The organism is Flavobacterium aeripolare (assembly GCF_013294025.1).
In the GTDB taxonomy this organism is placed as follows: Bacteria; Bacteroidota; Bacteroidia; order Flavobacteriales; family Flavobacteriaceae; genus Flavobacterium.
In genome coordinates, this window is record NZ_JABSNL010000002.1 from 138,333 (window position 1) to 156,509 (window position 18,177).

19 protein-coding genes and 2 tRNA genes are annotated in these 18,177 nt (G+C 34.9%); 8 read left to right on the forward strand and 13 right to left on the reverse strand.

All coding sequences use genetic code 11. The features are described from left to right. Positions 1 to 2: 2 nt before the first annotated feature. The 3 genes from HNQ00_RS02880 to HNQ00_RS02890 all read right to left on the reverse strand — a co-directional run bounded on the left by HNQ00_RS02880 (position 3) and on the right by HNQ00_RS02890 (position 2,167). The gene (locus tag HNQ00_RS02880; RefSeq protein ID WP_173836836.1) at positions 3 to 959 is read right to left on the reverse strand and encodes a 1-acyl-sn-glycerol-3-phosphate acyltransferase; all 957 of its coding nucleotides are present in this window, start codon (positions 957 to 959) and stop codon (positions 3 to 5) included. Positions 960 to 1,004: 45 nt separating this feature from the next. After that, a complete protein-coding gene (locus tag HNQ00_RS02885) occupies positions 1,005 to 1,757 on the reverse strand; it encodes a DUF547 domain-containing protein (protein WP_173836837.1) in 753 nt (250 codons plus the stop codon). A 167-nt stretch (positions 1,758 to 1,924) separates the two neighbouring features. Then, positions 1,925 to 2,167 carry a hypothetical protein gene (locus HNQ00_RS02890; RefSeq protein WP_173836838.1) on the reverse strand — a complete coding sequence of 81 codons (243 nt, stop codon included), beginning with the start codon at positions 2,165 to 2,167 and terminating at the stop codon, positions 1,925 to 1,927. A gap of 170 nt (positions 2,168 to 2,337) precedes the next feature. Between HNQ00_RS02890 and HNQ00_RS02895 the strand changes: the two genes are divergently transcribed. Further along, positions 2,338 to 3,903, forward strand: coding sequence for an NAD(P)/FAD-dependent oxidoreductase (locus HNQ00_RS02895; RefSeq protein ID WP_173837118.1), 1,566 nt, complete (start codon positions 2,338 to 2,340; stop codon positions 3,901 to 3,903). A 29-nt stretch (positions 3,904 to 3,932) separates the two neighbouring features. On the opposite strand, the gene HNQ00_RS02900 is transcribed toward HNQ00_RS02895, so the two are convergent. The 3 genes from HNQ00_RS02900 to HNQ00_RS02910 all read right to left on the reverse strand — a co-directional run bounded on the left by HNQ00_RS02900 (position 3,933) and on the right by HNQ00_RS02910 (position 7,251). After that, positions 3,933 to 4,889, reverse strand: a complete 957-nt coding sequence (locus HNQ00_RS02900) for a quinone oxidoreductase family protein (RefSeq protein WP_173836839.1) — start codon at positions 4,887 to 4,889, stop codon at positions 3,933 to 3,935. Positions 4,890 to 5,356: 467 nt separating this feature from the next. After that, on the reverse strand, positions 5,357 to 6,673 hold the full coding sequence (locus tag HNQ00_RS02905) for an amidohydrolase (RefSeq protein ID WP_173836840.1): 1,317 nt from the start codon (positions 6,671 to 6,673) through the stop codon (positions 5,357 to 5,359). Between the two features lie 116 nt (positions 6,674 to 6,789). After that, positions 6,790 to 7,251, reverse strand: coding sequence for a GNAT family N-acetyltransferase (locus HNQ00_RS02910; RefSeq protein WP_173836841.1), 462 nt, complete (start codon positions 7,249 to 7,251; stop codon positions 6,790 to 6,792). Between the two features lie 168 nt (positions 7,252 to 7,419). Here HNQ00_RS02910 and idi point away from each other — a divergent pair, with 168 nt between their 5' ends. The 7 genes from idi to HNQ00_RS02945 all read left to right on the forward strand — a co-directional run bounded on the left by idi (position 7,420) and on the right by HNQ00_RS02945 (position 10,576). Continuing rightward, on the forward strand, positions 7,420 to 7,947 hold the full coding sequence (idi, locus tag HNQ00_RS02915; RefSeq protein WP_173836842.1) for an isopentenyl-diphosphate Delta-isomerase: 528 nt from the start codon (positions 7,420 to 7,422) through the stop codon (positions 7,945 to 7,947). Positions 7,948 to 8,017: 70 nt separating this feature from the next. After that, positions 8,018 to 8,428, forward strand: coding sequence for a 6-pyruvoyl trahydropterin synthase family protein (locus tag HNQ00_RS02920; RefSeq protein ID WP_173836843.1), 411 nt, complete (start codon positions 8,018 to 8,020; stop codon positions 8,426 to 8,428). After that, positions 8,428 to 8,901, forward strand: a complete 474-nt coding sequence (locus HNQ00_RS02925; protein WP_173836844.1) for a peroxiredoxin — start codon at positions 8,428 to 8,430, stop codon at positions 8,899 to 8,901. The genes HNQ00_RS02920 and HNQ00_RS02925 overlap by 1 nt, the downstream gene beginning before the upstream one ends. A gap of 7 nt (positions 8,902 to 8,908) precedes the next feature. Further along, positions 8,909 to 9,877: a type I phosphomannose isomerase catalytic subunit gene (locus HNQ00_RS02930; RefSeq protein WP_173836845.1), complete on the forward strand. Its 969-nt coding sequence runs from the start codon at positions 8,909 to 8,911 to the stop codon at positions 9,875 to 9,877. 55 nt (positions 9,878 to 9,932) lie between these two features. Continuing rightward, positions 9,933 to 10,199 (forward strand): hypothetical protein, encoded by a 267-nt coding sequence (locus tag HNQ00_RS02935; protein WP_026706936.1) that lies wholly within the window; start codon positions 9,933 to 9,935, stop codon positions 10,197 to 10,199. Positions 10,200 to 10,277: 78 nt separating this feature from the next. Then, positions 10,278 to 10,351: transfer RNA gene (locus HNQ00_RS02940), tRNA-Thr, on the forward strand. 151 nt (positions 10,352 to 10,502) lie between these two features. Next, a tRNA-Thr gene (locus HNQ00_RS02945) sits at positions 10,503 to 10,576 on the forward strand. Positions 10,577 to 10,683: 107 nt separating this feature from the next. On the opposite strand, the gene HNQ00_RS02950 is transcribed toward HNQ00_RS02945, so the two are convergent. The 7 genes from HNQ00_RS02950 to HNQ00_RS02980 form a co-directional block, all read right to left on the reverse strand. After that, the gene (locus tag HNQ00_RS02950) at positions 10,684 to 11,391 is read right to left on the reverse strand and encodes a DUF4369 domain-containing protein (RefSeq protein ID WP_173836846.1); all 708 of its coding nucleotides are present in this window, start codon (positions 11,389 to 11,391) and stop codon (positions 10,684 to 10,686) included. 122 nt (positions 11,392 to 11,513) lie between these two features. Then, positions 11,514 to 13,361: a M61 family metallopeptidase gene (locus tag HNQ00_RS02955; RefSeq protein WP_173836847.1), complete on the reverse strand. Its 1,848-nt coding sequence runs from the start codon at positions 13,359 to 13,361 to the stop codon at positions 11,514 to 11,516. Between the two features lie 112 nt (positions 13,362 to 13,473). After that, complete coding sequence (locus HNQ00_RS02960; protein WP_026706933.1) at positions 13,474 to 13,752, reverse strand: DUF2805 domain-containing protein; 279 nt, start codon at positions 13,750 to 13,752, stop codon at positions 13,474 to 13,476. A 365-nt stretch (positions 13,753 to 14,117) separates the two neighbouring features. Then, positions 14,118 to 14,471: a DoxX family protein gene (locus HNQ00_RS02965; protein ID WP_173836848.1), complete on the reverse strand. Its 354-nt coding sequence runs from the start codon at positions 14,469 to 14,471 to the stop codon at positions 14,118 to 14,120. 56 nt (positions 14,472 to 14,527) lie between these two features. Further along, the gene (locus HNQ00_RS02970; RefSeq protein WP_173836849.1) at positions 14,528 to 15,448 is read right to left on the reverse strand and encodes an EamA family transporter; all 921 of its coding nucleotides are present in this window, start codon (positions 15,446 to 15,448) and stop codon (positions 14,528 to 14,530) included. 67 nt (positions 15,449 to 15,515) lie between these two features. After that, on the reverse strand, positions 15,516 to 16,682 hold the full coding sequence (locus tag HNQ00_RS02975) for a DUF1501 domain-containing protein (protein ID WP_173836850.1): 1,167 nt from the start codon (positions 16,680 to 16,682) through the stop codon (positions 15,516 to 15,518). 24 nt (positions 16,683 to 16,706) lie between these two features. Then, positions 16,707 to 18,080, reverse strand: coding sequence for a DUF1800 domain-containing protein (locus HNQ00_RS02980; protein WP_173836851.1), 1,374 nt, complete (start codon positions 18,078 to 18,080; stop codon positions 16,707 to 16,709). Positions 18,081 to 18,177: the final 97 nt, after the last annotated feature.

Genomic DNA, 18,177 nt, shown 5'->3' on the forward strand with positions numbered 1-18,177 from the left:
AGCTAGCTTTTATATTGACTATAACAAAAAGCGGTGATAGGGAAGATAAAAAATAGAATGACAGCAGGAAGTAGGCCAGCAAACAAGCCCACTAAAACAGCTATTGATACTACAATAATAGGATAGCAAATTAATAACAAACCAAAAAGAACCGAATCATAAAAGACGGTATTTTTGGTTTTTTTTTGTGCTATTTTTTTAAAGAAATGATAGATTGGTGCATTCAAAATATAACCTAAAAGTGCAGGGATTGTCAGTGCTACTTTTTGTGCATGTGATTTTTTTTCATAAAACAATGCAGCAACGTCTTCCTCTTTTTTAGCAACTTGCAAATGATCTAGAATTCCTTCTTTCAACTTGCTATTGAAAGTAGTGTAGAAAAAATTGTCTTGTTCTAATGTGAGTACACTTGCGTTAAACTCTTGATTAAAATTGATCAGTACTTTCTTAGGATTTTTAGAAAACGAAGAGTAATTTAAATTTGTAGGTTGGATTTGTAAATTATCCACCCCCTCATTCAATGCCAGTAATGCTAGTCGCGCAGTACCTTTCTTCAAGGAGCGCAATTTCCATTCATTGATACACAAACCTTCAGAAAAGATTAAAATGGTTTTGTTCTCTTTAAACAAGGAAATGCACCTTTTAAAAGTATCTTCATTTTTAATTAAGTTGCTTTTTCCTTCGCTTAAACGATATATTGGTATTAGTTGTAAAGCATTTAAAAAATTGGCTACAAGAGGTTTATTAAAGGCGTCTCCACGTGCAAGAAAATGAATTGGTTTGGGATAATTTACTGCTATAACAATAGCATCAAAAAACGAGTTCGGGTGATTTGATGCTATTATTTTAGGTGCAGTATACGACGTAGCCTCGTCAAAGTGAACAACAGTTTTACCACAGTAAATCTTCAAGGCTAATTTGGCGCCTAGTTTAAAAAAGGAATATACTGCTGTACTCATGTAGTGCTTTTAATAGAAATAAATTCTTGAGGTTGTCGTGTTATATTATCTGAAATTATCAATGTCTAAGGTCCAGTCATAATCAGCATAGTCTAGATCTGGCTTTACATTATTAGGGATAATATTGAATTTTTTACAAATTTCTCTCACCCCTTTTTTGTTTCCAAAATCTCCTCTAAACCAGCTCATCAATGGCGTTACGGTTAGTTTATTCTCTTTTTTATTGTAAGTAGATTTTTCTTTCAAGTACGCATTTGCCGAAGCGTTTAATTGCTTATCGATATTTGCAGCATCATAAACGCCAACAGGAGGACAGCTTTTTGCACCACAATTTAAGGCAAAGTGTATGCGGTAATCAACCTCATCTACTCTAAATTTTCTCTCTAACTTAGATGGGAATAATTTGTGTAGTTTACCAAGGCTCAATTTAATGCTAGACCTTCTTAAAAAATCGTGTTCAATAACATCTAGACTAAGTTTGTTCCCGGCAATTACAAATTGTTCCGATTTAAAAAAAGCATTTCTATCTTCGTATTGCTTTGGGTCTTTTTGCAAAGAAACAATTACAAAACTGTTGTAGGTGTTAATGAAAAATGCTTTTCGTTCATTGTCTGTTTTTAACTGCTTTAAAAGTGTGTCTTCATCTGCATTTGCAATTAAATCTACGTAGGATTGCGCTTTACCGTCTTTTGATTTTACTGATTCAACTAATTTTTTTGAGATAGCGACATAGTCATTCTCTTGTGCAAATCCTATATGGATAAAAAGCACTGCTAATAGTAAAAATATTTTTTTCATAATCGTATGTTTGTTTCTCTAATGTACGTAATAAACTAGGATTAGTTTTTTATTGATGCTGTCGTATGCCAACTTTAACAAGACATTAGTATTTACCTCAAGAGCTTTTTAAGCATAATGACAGAAATGAAAGAACGTTAAATTTTCGAAAAAAAAACGGAGAAAAGTTATGCGCCAGTATATATTTCAGCGCGATGTGGCTTTAAATTATCCCTTACAGCAATCATGTGTTCGTCCGTAACAACCATGTAGGCAATAGCGTGCATCTCTGATTTCTCTTGGAAACCGGTGATGTTTAGCGCAATGTTTTCGGCTACGATGTATTCTTTTAGATGTATTTCGTGGTGTTGAGCTGTTTTTAAAGCGGCAGGACCTCTAAAATCCCATATCATTTTTATTTGTCGAGACATAATGTGTTTTTTTATTATGTTTCAAAGTTACAAAGTATCAAGACAATTTAAATAGCAAAAGTATTATTTGAAACGGATTCACTTTTGCGCAAGCAGAATTCAGTTCAAAATAGTATTTTTGCAAAATGCTTGTAGGTATTACAAGTTGGTTCAAATTTTACATCAAGCACATGTCTCAAGAATTACTCATACAAGTCACACCAGAAACTGCAGCAAATGAATCGTTGTTAAAAGACCATTTAGGGAAACTATTGAAAGTTTCAACTAAAGAAATCAAACACATAACGATTTTAAAACGCTCAATTGATGCGCGTCAAAAAGCGATAAAAATCAATTTAAAACTGATGGTTTACATGCAGGCTGATGTAATTCATGAACAGCTAATTATGCTGCCTGATTATCCCAATGTTGCAAATGAGCAAGAGGTAATTGTTGTAGGTGCAGGTCCTGCGGGATTATTTGCAGCTTTACAATTAATTGAGTTAGGCTTAAAGCCAATTGTATTAGAACGCGGTAAAGATGTACGCGGACGCCGTCGCGATTTGAAAGCCATTAATAGAGATCATCTTGTAAACGAAGATTCTAATTATTGTTTTGGTGAAGGTGGTGCAGGAACTTATTCTGACGGGAAGTTGTATACTAGGTCAAAAAAACGTGGTGATGTTACGCGAATATTAGAATTATTGGTCGCATATGGTGCTACTCCAGATATTCTAGTAGACGCACATCCACACATTGGTACTAATAAATTACCCCAAATTATTCAAGATATTAGAGATAAAATTATTGAATGTGGTGGTCAAGTTTTATTCGAAACTCGTGCTACGGATATTTTAGTAAAGCAGAATGAAGTTCAAGGAATTGTTACTCAAAACGGGCAAACTATTTCAGCTAATAAATTGATATTAGCAACGGGGCATTCTGCAAGAGATATATATGAATTATTAGATCGAAAAAAGATATTTATCGAGGCAAAACCTTTTGCGCTTGGTGTACGAGCAGAACATCCACAATCATTGATTGATAGCATTCAATACAGCTGTGATTACCGCGGTGAGTTATTACCTCCAGCGCCCTACAGTATTGTAAAGCAAGTAGGAGGTCGTGGAATGTATTCGTTTTGTATGTGTCCAGGTGGTGTGATTGCTCCATGTGCAACCAGCCCAGGTGAGGTTGTTACAAACGGTTGGTCACCATCAAAAAGAGATCAGGCTACGGCAAATTCAGGAATTGTAATTGAATTAAAACTAGAAGATTTTAAACCTTTTGCCAAATTTGGTGCTCTTGCGGGATTAGAATTCCAAAAAAGTATCGAACAAAAAGCGTGGCATCTTGCAGGTGAAAGCCAAAAAGTGCCTGCGCAAAAAATGATTGATTTCACTAAGAGTAAGATTTCATCAGAAATTCCTAAAACATCTTACGTTCCAGGAACAACATCAGTAGAAATGGGGCAGGTTTTTCCGGGTTTTCTAACGCAAATATTGCGCGAAGGTTTTACTGAATTTGGAAAATCAATGAAAGGCTATTTGACTAATGATGCTGTTTTACACGCACCAGAATCTAGAACATCATCTCCTGTGCGTATCCCTAGAGATGGGATTACTTATGAACACCTCCAGATAAAAGGATTGTATCCTTGTGGTGAAGGTGCGGGTTATGCAGGTGGAATTATATCGGCTGCAATAGATGGTGAGAAATGCGCACTGATGATTGCTGCTGTCTTAAATAAAAAGTAATTTATATTTTTATCGCAATGGTACTAGGTTTAAGGAATAAGAATAATTTTCCCAGTACTATTTCGGCTTTCTAAGAAATCGTGTGCTTTTCTTCCTTTGGATAATTTGAATGATGTGGCAGGGCTAATGTTTATTTGCCCTGAACTAATCCAGTTAAATAATTGATTTGCCTTACTTATTCTTTCTTCCTTAGTGTTGAGGTAGCTCCATAAATCGCAACCAGTAAGCGTTTTTGAACTGTCCATTAGCATTCTGGGGTTTATAAAATCGGGATCTCCTCCTGACATTCCAAAGAACACAACCTGTCCGCACTCTTTTGTGATTTCAAAACTGTCGCTCAGCGTACTGCCCACACTGTCGTAAGCAACTGCAACTCCTGCAGGGTTTAAATCAAGTACTTTTTTCTTCCAGTCATCCTCGTATAAAAAGACGTAATCGGCTCCGTTTGATTTGGCGAAATCAGCTTTTTCCTTCGTAGAGGTAAGTCCGATAACTGTTGCGCCTAGTAATTTACTTATTTGAATTAAAAACTGACCTACACCTCCGGCGGCGGCATGAATTAACACCGTTTCTCCAGCGATTGTTTTGTGACTATTAGTTGCTAAATAAGTCGCTGTTAATCCTTGTAGTAATACAGATGCTGCGGTTTCAAAACTAATGGCGTCTGTAAGCGGAATTGCTTTGTCGATAGGGACAGCAACTAACTCAGCATTTGCTAAAGGAACATCGGCAAAGGCAATTCGATCGCCTACTTTGTAAGACGTATTATTAGCGTCAATTACGACACCTGCACCTTCATAACCTGCTATAAATGGTGGTGCTCCGGTTAGATAATAGTTACCTTTTCTCCTGTAAATATCTGCAAAATTCAAACCTATGGCTTTCATCTCGATTAATATTTCATTTTCTTTAAGGATAGGAGTGGGGATTGTAGCGTATTTAAGAACTTTTGAAGAACCAAATTCAGAAAAAGTAAGTGCTTTCATTTTGATAACTATTTTAAAAATGCAAAGTAAGTACATTTTCAAAGTATAAAGAGGGAGCGCAATCATAACTTTATGGTAAATTAATCGTTGTCAATCCCCGTCAAGCCTGATGCCGCAGAAGTGTTCTTTGAATTTAGCTTTCGCGAAAGCGTAAAATGCTCTCATCCTTTTTGTAATTTTTAGCAAGTGCGATTCTAGTGAAAATAAGTTAAGAAGATGCTGTTCGAAGTAGAAGGTAACAGAGTGGCTTACTAAAATGATAATTGCTTTGCAGCTGCATCCAATATAAAAGAGGTCGTTTGAAAATTAAATATTCAAACGACCTCTTTGTTGTTTTCAAAGTAGATTAAAGGGATGTAGTTGTAGTAAGTCTCACTTGAATTGTGGCTGTTTTTAATGAAATAGCAACAGGATTTAAAGTGCTTTGATGGGCTTTTATACAGCTAAGAACGTGTGGTGATGCTTTCTTATTTAGAACTTTTTGAAGGATTCTTTTCCATATAATCTACGGTTAAATTAGTTAGCGCTTTTACTCCAAGCACAAACCCACTTTCATCGATGTAGAAATCGGGTGTGTGGTGTGAAGCAGTTTCAGCTACGTTTTTATTCTTTGGCATTCCGCCTAAAAAAATAAATAGGCCAGGTACTTTATCTTGGTAAAATGAGAAATCTTCAGCTCCAGTCATAGCTGGCGCTAGTATAACATTGTTTTTTCCAGCAGTTGCTTGTAACGTAGGTAGCATTTCCTCGGTTAGATCAGGATCGTTGTAAGTAATTAATGTTTGCTTTGTGATATTTACCTCTGCTGTGGCTCCCGCACTTTCGGCAATATTAGTTACAATTTGTTTCATTCGAGCGTGAATCATTTCTTGCACGTCACTGTCTAATGTTCTAATGGTTCCATCCATTTCAAGTTCTTCAGGTATAATGTTGCTTCGAACTCCTGATGTTATTTTTCCAACACTTACTACAGCTGCCGATTCAGTAATGTTTACATTTCTACTGACTATTGTTTGTAGGCCTAAAATTACTTGAGATGCAGTGACAATTGGGTCAATACCTTGCCACGGGCTGGCTCCATGAGCTTGTTTACCTTTTATTTTTATCTTAAACCAGTCAGATGAGGCCATGGCGCCTTTTGGGCGATAGTTTATTTTTCCAACCTCTGTTTGAGCACTTATGTGTAATCCAAAAATTACATCAACATTTGGATTTTGCAGCACACCTTCCTTTACCATCAAAGCTGCTCCGCCTTCCTCGCCGTCTGGTGCACCTTCTTCTGCAGGTTGAAAAATAAATTTTACAGTACCTTTTAAATCATTCTTGACTGATGCTAAAACTTCTGCTGTTCCTAATAATATAGCCATATGTGAATCGTGTCCACAAGCATGCATTACGCCCACAGCTTGCCCGTTATATTCTCCAGTCGCTTTAGACGCAAAAGGAATGTCGACTCTTTCTACAACAGGTAATGCATCCATATCTGCTCTCAGAGCTACAACTGGCCCTGGTTTTCCTCCTTTTAAAATGCCTACTACACCTGTTTTTCCCACTCCCGTTTGTACTTCTAATCCTAGGGCACGCAGTTGTGTAGCAATTTTTTCGGCAGTTTTAAATTCTCTATTGCTTAATTCGGGATTTTGATGAAAATCACGCCTAAAAGCAATGACTTTAGACTCAACTGACTCGGCTTTCTTGTCTGTTTTTGCTTTTAAAGCAGCATTTTGAGCTGTTGCAATAAAGGAAAGGGAAAGAAATGCAAGGTAAAAAAGAGGTTTTTTCATAAAAGTAAAATTTGGTTAGTGCTAGTGTAAAAAACTGTAAGTTAAATGGTTAGTTTAGATTGTGTACGTATTGATAATTTTGATCTCGCTAAATAATTCTGGGCTGCGTATTGCCTTTAAATACCAAGACGCATATTGATTAAATGTTTCTTGAAACCTGATTTTTCGTATGCTTTTATGGCAGCAAGATTATCATTATAAACATCTAAACGCAACTCAGTAATCTCTTTCTCTAGGCACCATTTTTCTAAGAAAGTTAAAATGGCTTTATTGACACCTCGAGCTCGATATTCAGGGACAGTGTACATAAAACCAAGATAACCAAAGTTATTGTGCTTTAAATATGGTTTAGCTTTTTCTATTCTGGCATATCCAGATCCCACTATAACTTCGTCAATTACTGCTACAACGACTTGTACATCATGAGCATCAATCATTTCTTTTATATCGTAATAGCTTATTTTTTCTGGTTTTAAAGTGGGGTCATATGGGCGTTCTGCTTCAATAATGCCTTGCTCAAATGTGAGTAGTATGTTTAAATCTATCAGGGTAGCTTTTCTAACAAGGATTTCATTCATAATTAGGAGAATTATATAGTGTCTTTAGTAAATATAAGTAAATTATTTTAAGCTTATTGGAGTCTGATTTTTGATTGAATATAAATAGTCTTTAACAATTATAAACAGAACGTTAAACCCCTACTTTATTCTAGATCTTTTTGTATTTTTGTTTGGCTAAAAATAATTATGATAGAAGAAAACGTAATACTAGTAAACGAAAAAGACGAGCAAATTGGGCTTATGCCTAAGTTAGAAGCACATGAAAAAGCAGTTTTGCATCGGGCATTTTCTGTTTTTATTTTAAACAGTAAAAACGAAATGATGTTGCAGCAAAGAGCGCATCATAAATACCACTCTCCTTTACTATGGACAAATACTTGTTGCAGTCATCAACGTGAAGGTGAGACAAATATAGGTGCGGGAACAAGAAGGTTAAATGAGGAGATGGGTTTCACGGCTGAGCTTAAAGAGCTGTTTCATTTTATCTACAAAGCGCCTTTTGATAATGGATTGACAGAGCATGAGCTAGATCATGTAATGATAGGGTATTATAATGATGCCCCTGTTATCAATCCTGATGAGGTTGAAAACTGGAAATGGATGAGTATCGAAGCGGTCCAACAAGATATGCAAGAGTCTCCTGAACTATATACGGTATGGTTCAAGATTATTTTTGACGAGTTCTATCATTTTTTAGAAGACCATAAATTATAATACTAAGCAATTATAATTGTGGATAAAAGGTTTTTATTCGAATAAAAATCTAAAACAAAAAAGCAAATTTATGAGAGTTACGATAAGTAGAAAAGCACATTTTAATGCGGCGCATCGGTTGTATAGAAAAGATTGGTCTTATGAAAAAAATGATGCGATTTTTGGAAAATGTAACAATCCTAGTTTTCACGGTCATAATTATGATCTAACCGTGAGTGTAACCGGGGCTATTGATCCAGAAACAGGTTTTGTAATGGATGTAAAATTTCTTGCAGATATTATAAAAGAAGAAGTTGAAGATCAATTTGACCATAAAAATTTGAATGTTGATGTAGCTGAATTTAAAGATTTGAATCCCACTGCAGAAAATATCGCGGTTGTGATCTGGAATAAAATTCGTAAAAGAATAGAAACTTCATTTGATCTTGAGGTGGTTTTATATGAAACAGCTAGGAATTTTGTAACCTACAGAGGCGAATAATGGTTTTAAAAGTAGGTGATACGGTAGCGCATTTTATAGCGATAGATTCGAATGGTAAAATGTTTGATAGTTTGAATTTTATAGGAAAAAAAATAATCGTTCTTTATTTTTATCCAAAAGACAACACGGCTATTTGTACCGCTCAAGCATGTAGTTTTAGAGATCGCTATCAAGAGTTTCAAGATTTGGGAGCTGAAGTTATAGGTGTGAGTGCTGATGATTCAGCATCTCACCTGGTTTTTGCTAATGAACATAAATTACCTTTTACTTTATTATCTGATCAAGACGGTGCTGTAAAGAGTATTTTTGGTTTTCAAAAATCGTTGTTTGGTTTGTTGCCAGCAAGAATCACTTATGTAATTAATAGACAAGGAGTGATTACAATGATTTTTAATAATTTATTAGGAGGGCAGCATATCGTGCGAGCGCTCGAGGAAGTAAAAAAATTGCAAGTAGGTAATATAAAGAAATAGTTTAATTATGAGCACAAAAGTATATCCGTTACAGTTTGACCCTATTTTGAAAGATAGAATTTGGGGTGGTGAAAAATTAAAGACCGTTTTAAATAAACCTATTACTTCTGCTATAACTGGTGAGAGTTGGGAGTTGTCAACGGTTGCAGGTGATGTAAGTGTTGTGGCTAATGGAGATTTAAAAGGGCAATCGTTAACGCAGCTTATTGAGGAAAATCCCAATGCCATTTTAGGTACAGAGGTTCATTCTAAATTTGGAAATCAATTTCCGTTGCTGTTCAAATATTTAGATGCAAGAGAGGATTTGTCTATTCAAGTTCATCCCAATGATGCCTTAGCAAAAGAACGTCACAACTCTTTTGGTAAGACAGAAATGTGGTACGTGATGCAAGCAGATGCAGATTCGAATATTATTGTAGGGTTCAAAGAAGATTCCTCTCAAGAAGAATATTTAAAGCACTTAAATGATAATAGCTTGTTGTCTATTCTAGACACTGTGCCGGTTAAAAAAGGACATGCGTATTTTCTTGAAACAGGAACGGTTCATGCTATTGGTGCCGGATTGCTAATTGCAGAAATTCAGCAAACATCTGATATTACGTATCGCTTGTATGATTTTGATCGAAAAGACGCACAAGGTAATACTAGAGAATTGCATGTAGATCTAGCGCTAGAGGCAATTAATTACAAGAAATTTAATACTAGAAAGCCTTATTTAGAAGAAGAGAATCAGTCAAACTCTATTGTTAATTGCCCTTATTTCACGACTAATTTTATCCCTTTGACAGAAGAGATGAAAGTAGGTAAAACCGGAAATAGCTTTACCGTTTATATGTGTATTGATGGAACCTTTGAATTAGAGTACGACAAAACAATTTATAGCTACAAACAAGGAGATACTGTCTTAATACCAGCTGCTATGGATTATTATATATTGACTGGAAAAGCTTCTATTTTAGAAATATACATTTCATAGTTAGTAATAGAAAGATTATATGTACTTTTGCAGACGCAAATTAAAATTAAAAAAAATGGCAAACATTAAGAATTTAAAGAAAGACATCAACTACGTATTAGGAGATATTATTGAAGCAGTTTATTTATTTGAAATTTCTACTACTGGGAAACCAACTACAGAAACTAATAATTTAATTGATGAAGCTATCGCTGCATTTGATGTTTTGATCACAAAAGTGAACGCTAAAAATGTTGAAAACAAAAAAGCACACTTCAAACAAATCAATGTTGAATTGGAACAAACTGCAAATCAATTGATTGCTAAAATCAACGAATTGTAGTCAAAAAAAACGATAAAAAATAGCAGATTTATTTTGGTAAACACGAATTCATCTGTATATTTGCACCCGTAATGAGACGCCAGCGTAGCTCAGTTGGCTAGAGCAGCTGATTTGTAATCAGCAGGTCGTGGGTTCGAGTCCCTCCGCCGGCTCATCGCAAAACCACCTAATTTATTAGGTGGTTTTTTTATTTAAAAGAGCTAAATATCTTAGAAATAACAAGTTGAAAAATATGTTGAATTTTATTTAAAATAATGTTTGCATAATCAAAATTCATCTGTATATTTGCACTCGAAATGAGACGCCAGCGTAGCTCAGTTGGCTAGAGCAGCTGATTTGTAATCAGCAGGTCGTGGGTTCGAGTCCCTCCGCCGGCTCATCGTAAAACCATCTAACTTTTGTTAGATGGTTTTTTTTTGCATACAAAAAAGGCCTTGTAAATGTTTACAAGGCCTTTTATTATTTTCGAGATTTTTAAACGTAGTTACTGCTTTTTGATATCGTTTACATAAGTGGTCAATTTCTTTCCGTAAAGCGATTGTGCTACTTTTGGAGTCATTGATTTTTGTATTGTATCTAAATATTTAAGATTGATATCGTAGATCTCAGATAAAGCGATATAAGGTGCTATTTCATGATCTTTATTGTTAATAGCAAAGTTAGTAGCAAACAAATATTTTCGTTTGATATTAGACTCTTGTTTTTTAGTCAAACTATCAACTGTAGATTCTTTTTTATATTTAATTGCTTTGAATTTTTTCTCAATCAAATCTAGACTTTCCTCAGTAAATTTTGAGTTGATTTTTGAGTATTCCTCTAACAGCTCTTGATTTTTAGATCCTGTGATTTTAGCATCAACTAAATAAGAATCTAAAGTTGTTTCAATGTTCATTTTTCCAGGCTCAGCAAAGAATGCAATGTTATTGTCTTTTGAGTTACTTACACCTCTGTCTAAGAATAAATAAAGCATCTCTGGTGATTTTAAATCTAGCTCGGCTTCAAATGTAGACTTACCATCAATGGCAATTGTATCAATTGCAACTAGTGAGGTGTCAACAAGGCGTTGAATGTATAAAGTTCCTTTTTTTAATCCTTTTATGTTCCCTGTTATGTACAAGTCGGCATTTGATTCGGTTTTGTTGCATGATGCTAGTATCAGTAAGCTAGCAAATGCAAGAATTGATTTTTTCATTGGTTATAATTTTGGTGCAAAATAAAGAAAATAGTTGGAAACTAGATAGCGTAGCTTCATGTAATTTTCCAAAAAAAAATCCCAAGCTTTTCAGTTTGGGATTCTTTTTGACGAGATTAAAATTAGTTTTTTAACCAAGCGTTTTTTAAGCTGTTTTTACTAGGGTCTTTTACTTCTATAATTTCTGTATCTATATAAGGGAATGCAACTTTACCAGTGATAGTTTGCTCTTTATTGTCTCTTTTTATTTTTGCATTTATTGCGTCACCTTCTTTCCATTTTGTGCTTTCTGTAATCATATCATAGATATTAACAAGTGAATATGGTTTGTCGTTTATAGCAAGAATTGTGTCACCACCTCTTAAATCTAGCGCTTTAAAAAACGGATTCAATTCAATCTCAGGAAGCACCATGATTTCTTTAGTCTCTGGGTTAACTGTGATGTAAGGGACTTGTCCTTTTAAGAAAACGTTTCCAGGAACTTTTGAGCTTGATAAACCCACGCCTACTTTTCCTAGGTATTCTCCGTAAGGAATAGGAGTGGTTCCAGCTACATATTTATCTAAGAACGCGCCTACTTCAGGGTATGATAAACTGGTGATTTTTGCAAACAAATCTTTATCATCAAATGGCTTTGTTACTCCGTACTCTGCCGCTAATTTGCGCATTAAGTCAAGAATACCTTTTTCACCATTGCTTTTCTCTCTAATGATCAAATCAATGCACATTCCTATTAAAGATCCTTTTTGATACACATTGATGTATTGTGTCTTGTATGGTTCAGTCAGTACATTCGCGCTCATTTGAGTAAACGACATTGTGTCGTTCATACTATTTGCACGTTCAATTTGTTTTGCCAAACGGTCATAAAAATCAGCTTCGTCGATTAGACCTTGGTTAATTTGGAACAAATTAGAAAAATATTCTGTTACTCCTTCATACATCCATAAATGTTCAGACATTTTAGGTGTATTGTAATCAAAAAATTGAATCTCTTTTGAGTGTATAGTCAACGGCGTTACAATATGAAAAAATTCGTGTGACACGACATCTTTCATTGATTTAACTAACTCTTCTTTTGGCATCATCTCAGGTAAAACTACTGTAGTAGCCGTAGGATGTTCTAACGCCCCAAAGCCCCTAGCATCATCCTCTTTCGTTGTTGATAGATAAAGTAAAACGCTGTATTTTTTTGTGGAGTTCGTTTTTCCCAAAAATGTTTTTTGAGCAGTCATCATTGTTTTCATCTCTGGTGTAATGCTTTCTGCAGTTACAGTTCCAGAAGGAGAATAAACACTAATCAGGATTTCCATTCCATTCACAGTAAAAGTCGTGTAGTCTGGTTTGGCATACATGATAGGGTTTTCAACAAGTTCAGCATAGCGAGGTGTTGTAAAAACATCATTCGTAGCTGTAGTATCTGAATCTACCATAGAAGTTGCTCCCCATAGGGTCTCTGGATGCGCTATGGAAACCGTGTAAGGTATGTCTTTTTTGTTTTCGAAATAACCTACAAAGCCATGCATGTTTAACATGAAATTCTTATTAGCTTCAATGTTTGTTCCTGCAGGAGAAAAAATCTCGTGAGTTCCTTCAATGTCGTAGGTATCGTTTACAGCATAGCTAATCTTAGTTAGCTCTTTTGCATTTTGAATGATCCAAGAGTTATCATCACTTTTAGCAACTGTAAGTTCGCTTCCCTTAGCATTGTATGCTTTAAAGTTCTCGATGTATTTTCCATAGTCATCGATAGAATAGGTTCCAGGAATTATTTTTGGAATACTGTAAGTTACCTGATTCGTTTTAAATTTAGGGGTCATTATAGCTACTTGTACTTTGTCATCTGAGACATTGTTTAAGTCGATTGCTACTTTAACTTCCTCCTTAACGGTGGTGTTTACTGCTGTACTTGTTGATTTACAAGCTGCTAATAATAGGGCAGCAGAAAATACAAATGCTATTTTTTTCATTTATTGAGATTTTATTTATAAGTCTACTTTAATGCGCAACTGTTACACTTAAAGAGCTACTTTTTTGCATAAAAAAAAGACACGCTTTTCAGTGTGTCTTTTAGAAATTTGATTAATCAAATTTGTTTTTTATATAGTATTTACCATCCAAATCTTCATCAAAATCATCGATTTTAATCGGCTTTGGTTTTGGTTTATTGGAACTAGCTTTCTTTTTCCACATTTCAAATTTTTCAGCGGGTAGCTTTTTCTTCATTATCTCCAAAACTTCTTTTTCAGCGAGCCCAAATTCTTTTTTAATAATCTCAAAAGGATTTTTCTCTTCTAATGCTAATGCTACAAGTTTTTCTGTTTGCTCCCAGTTCAGTTCTTTGCGGTTACTCTTTTTCATCATGTGAAAATTAATTCAAATAAGTTTTAATGATTAATATAATTGATTCTAAATTAGATACCAATATTAATAAAAATAATTTTCACTTCGCAGGAAAATACTATCTTTTTTTGCAAATTAGATTCATATTAAATATTAATAGCGTAAAAACGCATCATTTGCTAATTATCTTGCTAAATGTGTTTATCTATAGCGTCTAAATTTATTGAATAGACCTAGTAAATTCTAACAGTTTTTTCGTTTGATAAATTAGAGGTAGTTTTAGATAATTACCTCTCTAGAGCGTTAATCATCTAAAATGTATAAAAAAAACCTTTATTCGGTTTTAATGAATAAAGGTTTTTCTTAAATGTGTAAATGGAAAGTTAAGTATATTGATAAGCCCAATAAATTAGAGCTAGTTGTAAAGGCATGCGTAAGAGCAATATCCATTTGGGTAAGCCCATTCGTACTTTAGGATTGCTATACATGTAAATATGTGTAGGAAAAACAGCAATCAGCAGAGCAATAATTCCCCAAGCTGCATAAGCTGAGACTAGAGGTATGACTAATGCTATTCCTAATATAATCTCAGCTACACCACTAATTTCATTAAGTAACTTTGGATTGCTCAAGTAATCAGGGATAATCTTTTGATACATTCTAGGACTCCTAAAATGATTAAGGCCTGCTACGAAGTAAATAAAAGCCATCAAATATAAATGCCAAGGAAAAGTCATATTGTTGTGTATTTATAAGAAGACCTAAAGTACTCTTTTTTTTGTGTCATGTAAAATTACAACGCCTGTTTACGTTTAAAATTAACATTCATGATCACAATGGCAATGATGATTAATGCAATACCCATCCACTGTGTGGCGATCACTTCTTCACCTAATAATACATAGGCCATCATTACAGAAATAGGTAATTCTAACGCTGAGACTATGCTTCCCAAACCAATTCCCGTTAATGGAAATCCTGCAGTCATCAACAAAGGCGGGATGATTGTTCCAAACAAAGCCATTATTATTCCCCATTTGTAAAAAATGTCATAGTTAAAGGGTGTAGTTTGTGTTGCTATTGAGAAACCAAAAACGATTACCGCTCCACCTAGTAACATGTATAAACTACGTTGTGCTGAAGAAATCTCGGTAGCGACACGATTAGCTGTAAACATGGTTGTTGTGAATGATGCTGCTGCAAACATTCCCCACATAAGTCCGTGCCAGTCTAATTGAACTTCGTTTTTCAAAAGATTTGTAGCAAGTACAGTACCTATTAAAACGATGAATACCGAAATCACTTTTTGCTTAGAGGGTAGTTTTTTCTCTAATATCATTTCGAGAATTACTCCCATCCATACGGTTTGCATCAATAAAACGATTCCTATTGAAACCGGAATGTAACGCACAGCTAAGTAGTAGAAAACACTAGTCATCCCTAACGAAGTTCCGGCTAACATTAACTGAAAAATATTACGAGAACTCGCCTTTTTTACGGTATTCTTGTTTTTACTTTTTTGAAATAAATTAATCAATAGAATCCCTATGATTCCTAAGATAAACTGAGATGAGGTAACCTCTGCAGTGGTATATGGATTTCCGGTAATTCCTATATCACCATAAGCAAGCTTCACAAAAGTGGCTAGCATACCATAACTTGTAGCGCCTAGACCCACTAGAAAAACTCCTTTTAAAACTGTATTATTCGACATTGTTATTTTTTTAGAGGGGCAAAGATACACTTTCATCTCTAAGCTTACTTTAACAGTGGGATTATTTTTAAAATAAGTCGGTTACTAGTGGGTTTTTAATTCCAATATTTGTTGGGTCAAAATTTAATTTATCCTTTAAAAGAGTTGCATACACACTCCTAAAATCGACTTGATGCTTTAAATCACCTTGCTGCAAATCAGATAAATTAGGATTGTTGCCCATTACGCTACCTTTGTTGCTTCCGCCAATGATAAACATAGGTGCTGCAGTTCCATGATCTGTTCCGTTTCCGTTATCGTGAACGCGACGACCAAATTCAGAAAAAACAACCACAGTAACATTTTGTAAAAGTTTGGCATTTTTCATGTCACTGTAAAAACTAAACAAGGCATCGTTCAATTCTGAAAGTTTTCCTTTATGCAAGGCTAACTGGTTATCATGTGTATCAAAACCGTTTAAGGAAGTGTAGTATACTTTCGAATTCAAATTTCCTTTTATCAATCGGCCTATCCAGGAGAGGTTTTTACCCAGACCCGTTTTAGGATAAGAGTTTTCATCTGTGGCATGAGCCAATGCTTTCTGGATTTGTTCTGACCCTTCTACGGCAGAATTGGCTATTTTTCGAACAAAATCTAGTTCAGGATTGTCAGACAACACCGTCGTTTCTTCTTTTCCGTTTTTTACTATAAAACGTTCAGGATCCTTGATTGTAATGGCATTAGGGACTTCGCCTCGTAGCGATAAATTATCTAGATTATCAATATTTACTCCGGCTGTAGGCGTGTGCGTAGTGCATTGCAAATCAAGATAACGACCTAGCCAGCCTTCATCTAGATATTCTGTAGAAGCCGAGGCAGTTTGCCAGATTTCTTGACTTCTAAAGTGGGATCTATTAGGCTCAGGATAACCTACATTTTGAATCACGCTCAAGTCTCCGTTTTGCTGCATTTGAGCAAAGCCTTTTAAGGCGGGATGAAAAGCCATTTCTTTATCTCCAGCAATTACATCTTCCTTTGAGATAGCAATTTTAGGACGCATTTCATAATATAATGGATCTTGGTAGGGAATGAAAGTGTTTAAGCCGTCGTTTCCTCCATTCAATTGTACAAAGACAACGCATTGCTCTCCTATAATTACGTTTTTTTGTTTACTAAACGAGAATAAAAAATCAGGTAATAAAAGCGTTCCGCCAGTAAAAGTACCTGTTAATGATAAAAAGTTTCTTCTGTTCATAAGGGTAGGTATTACTAGCTATTGCTAGATTAATTGAAATTCAGGTTCTTTGACAATAGTATTAAATAAGCGCAATACTGCTTGATTAGCATTAGGAATGTTAGGGTCAAAATCATGTCGCAGTAGGGTCTCAAAATCTTTTTGTGATTCAGGACTTACATTAAATAGTAGTCGATCAGTGAGTGCTGCAATAATTGTTTTGTTGTCTCCTTTTTCCCATTTCAATTCAATGTCGTTTGCCCGCTTCATCGCTTCCTTAGCATTCATCGCTTTCTTGCTAAAAGCTCGTCCTTGACAGTAAGCGTCAGCAAGTGTAGCACGTTGCAAGAAAATTTGTGTAGTTAACCACGATTTTCCCCCTTCCCATCCTTTTACATTAGCTTGGTTAAATAAATCCATGCTTTGCTGTTTCAAGAAATTAGCAATAGTAGCACTCTTTATATTTTCAATTTGCAGTTCATCTAATAGCTGTAAATTGTATTCTACGGCATTTTTTATCTTTGATCCAGCATTGTCTTTTTCATACTCTTCAGTAAAAATTTTCACTAATAATGGTTGGAACTCAAAGTTTACCTTTCGAAAATAATCCCCATAATACGTTACTAGCGATTCATCAGGGTTGTCATAAATAAACCACTGCAGTATTTTGCGCGTCATGCGATACGGAATGTTTTTTTGTTCGAAAATAATATCCACAATATCATCTGCTTTGAAAACACCTTTCTTTCCAAGATAGCTAATCACGCTGTCATCTTGAGTTTGCTTTTGATAGCTTGCTTGGTCGTCATCATAATTCAAACCTGCTAATCCTTTCGCACCATTTTTAATGTCATCTTCGCTATAATTACCTATACCTAGGGTGAATAATTCCAGCAATTCCCGACTCAAATTTTCGTTGATTCTGCCTTTTTTATTTTGAGAATTGTCTAGGTAGCGTACCATCGCATTACTCTTTACCATTTCTTTGGTTAACGTTTTATAATTCCCAAAAGCATTTTTACGGCAAATTTGATTGTGCTGAAAAACCCAATGGTTGACACGTACTTTTTGGAATGTAGCAACAAAATGATTGTGCAACATTAAAGTCATTTTTTCCTGTAGCGGGTATTCTGCAGTGATCATTCGATCAATCCACCATTGCTTCATAGACTCTGAAACGAGGTTGTCTGCTTTTCTTTTTTCTTGCTGCTCTTGTTTCGAACTCACCTTTAACTTTTTACGGGCCTCTTTTAAGGACGCGGTAGTTCTAGGACTGTCTGATAGAAAATCAGGAATCGCATCTGAAAATGAAACTTTAAAAGATTCATTCAAGAAAGAGGGTAAACCTTGTTGACTAATTTTTTTATTTTCTTTGTTCGAAAATCCCAAACGAAGGGACCATAATGCACTTTTATTCATAAGAAGTGATATTTGTTAGCTGGGGTACTTTGTAAGATAATTATATGAGCATATAGTTTAATAGCCAAAAGTTAAATTTTTTAAAATTAAAATGTAA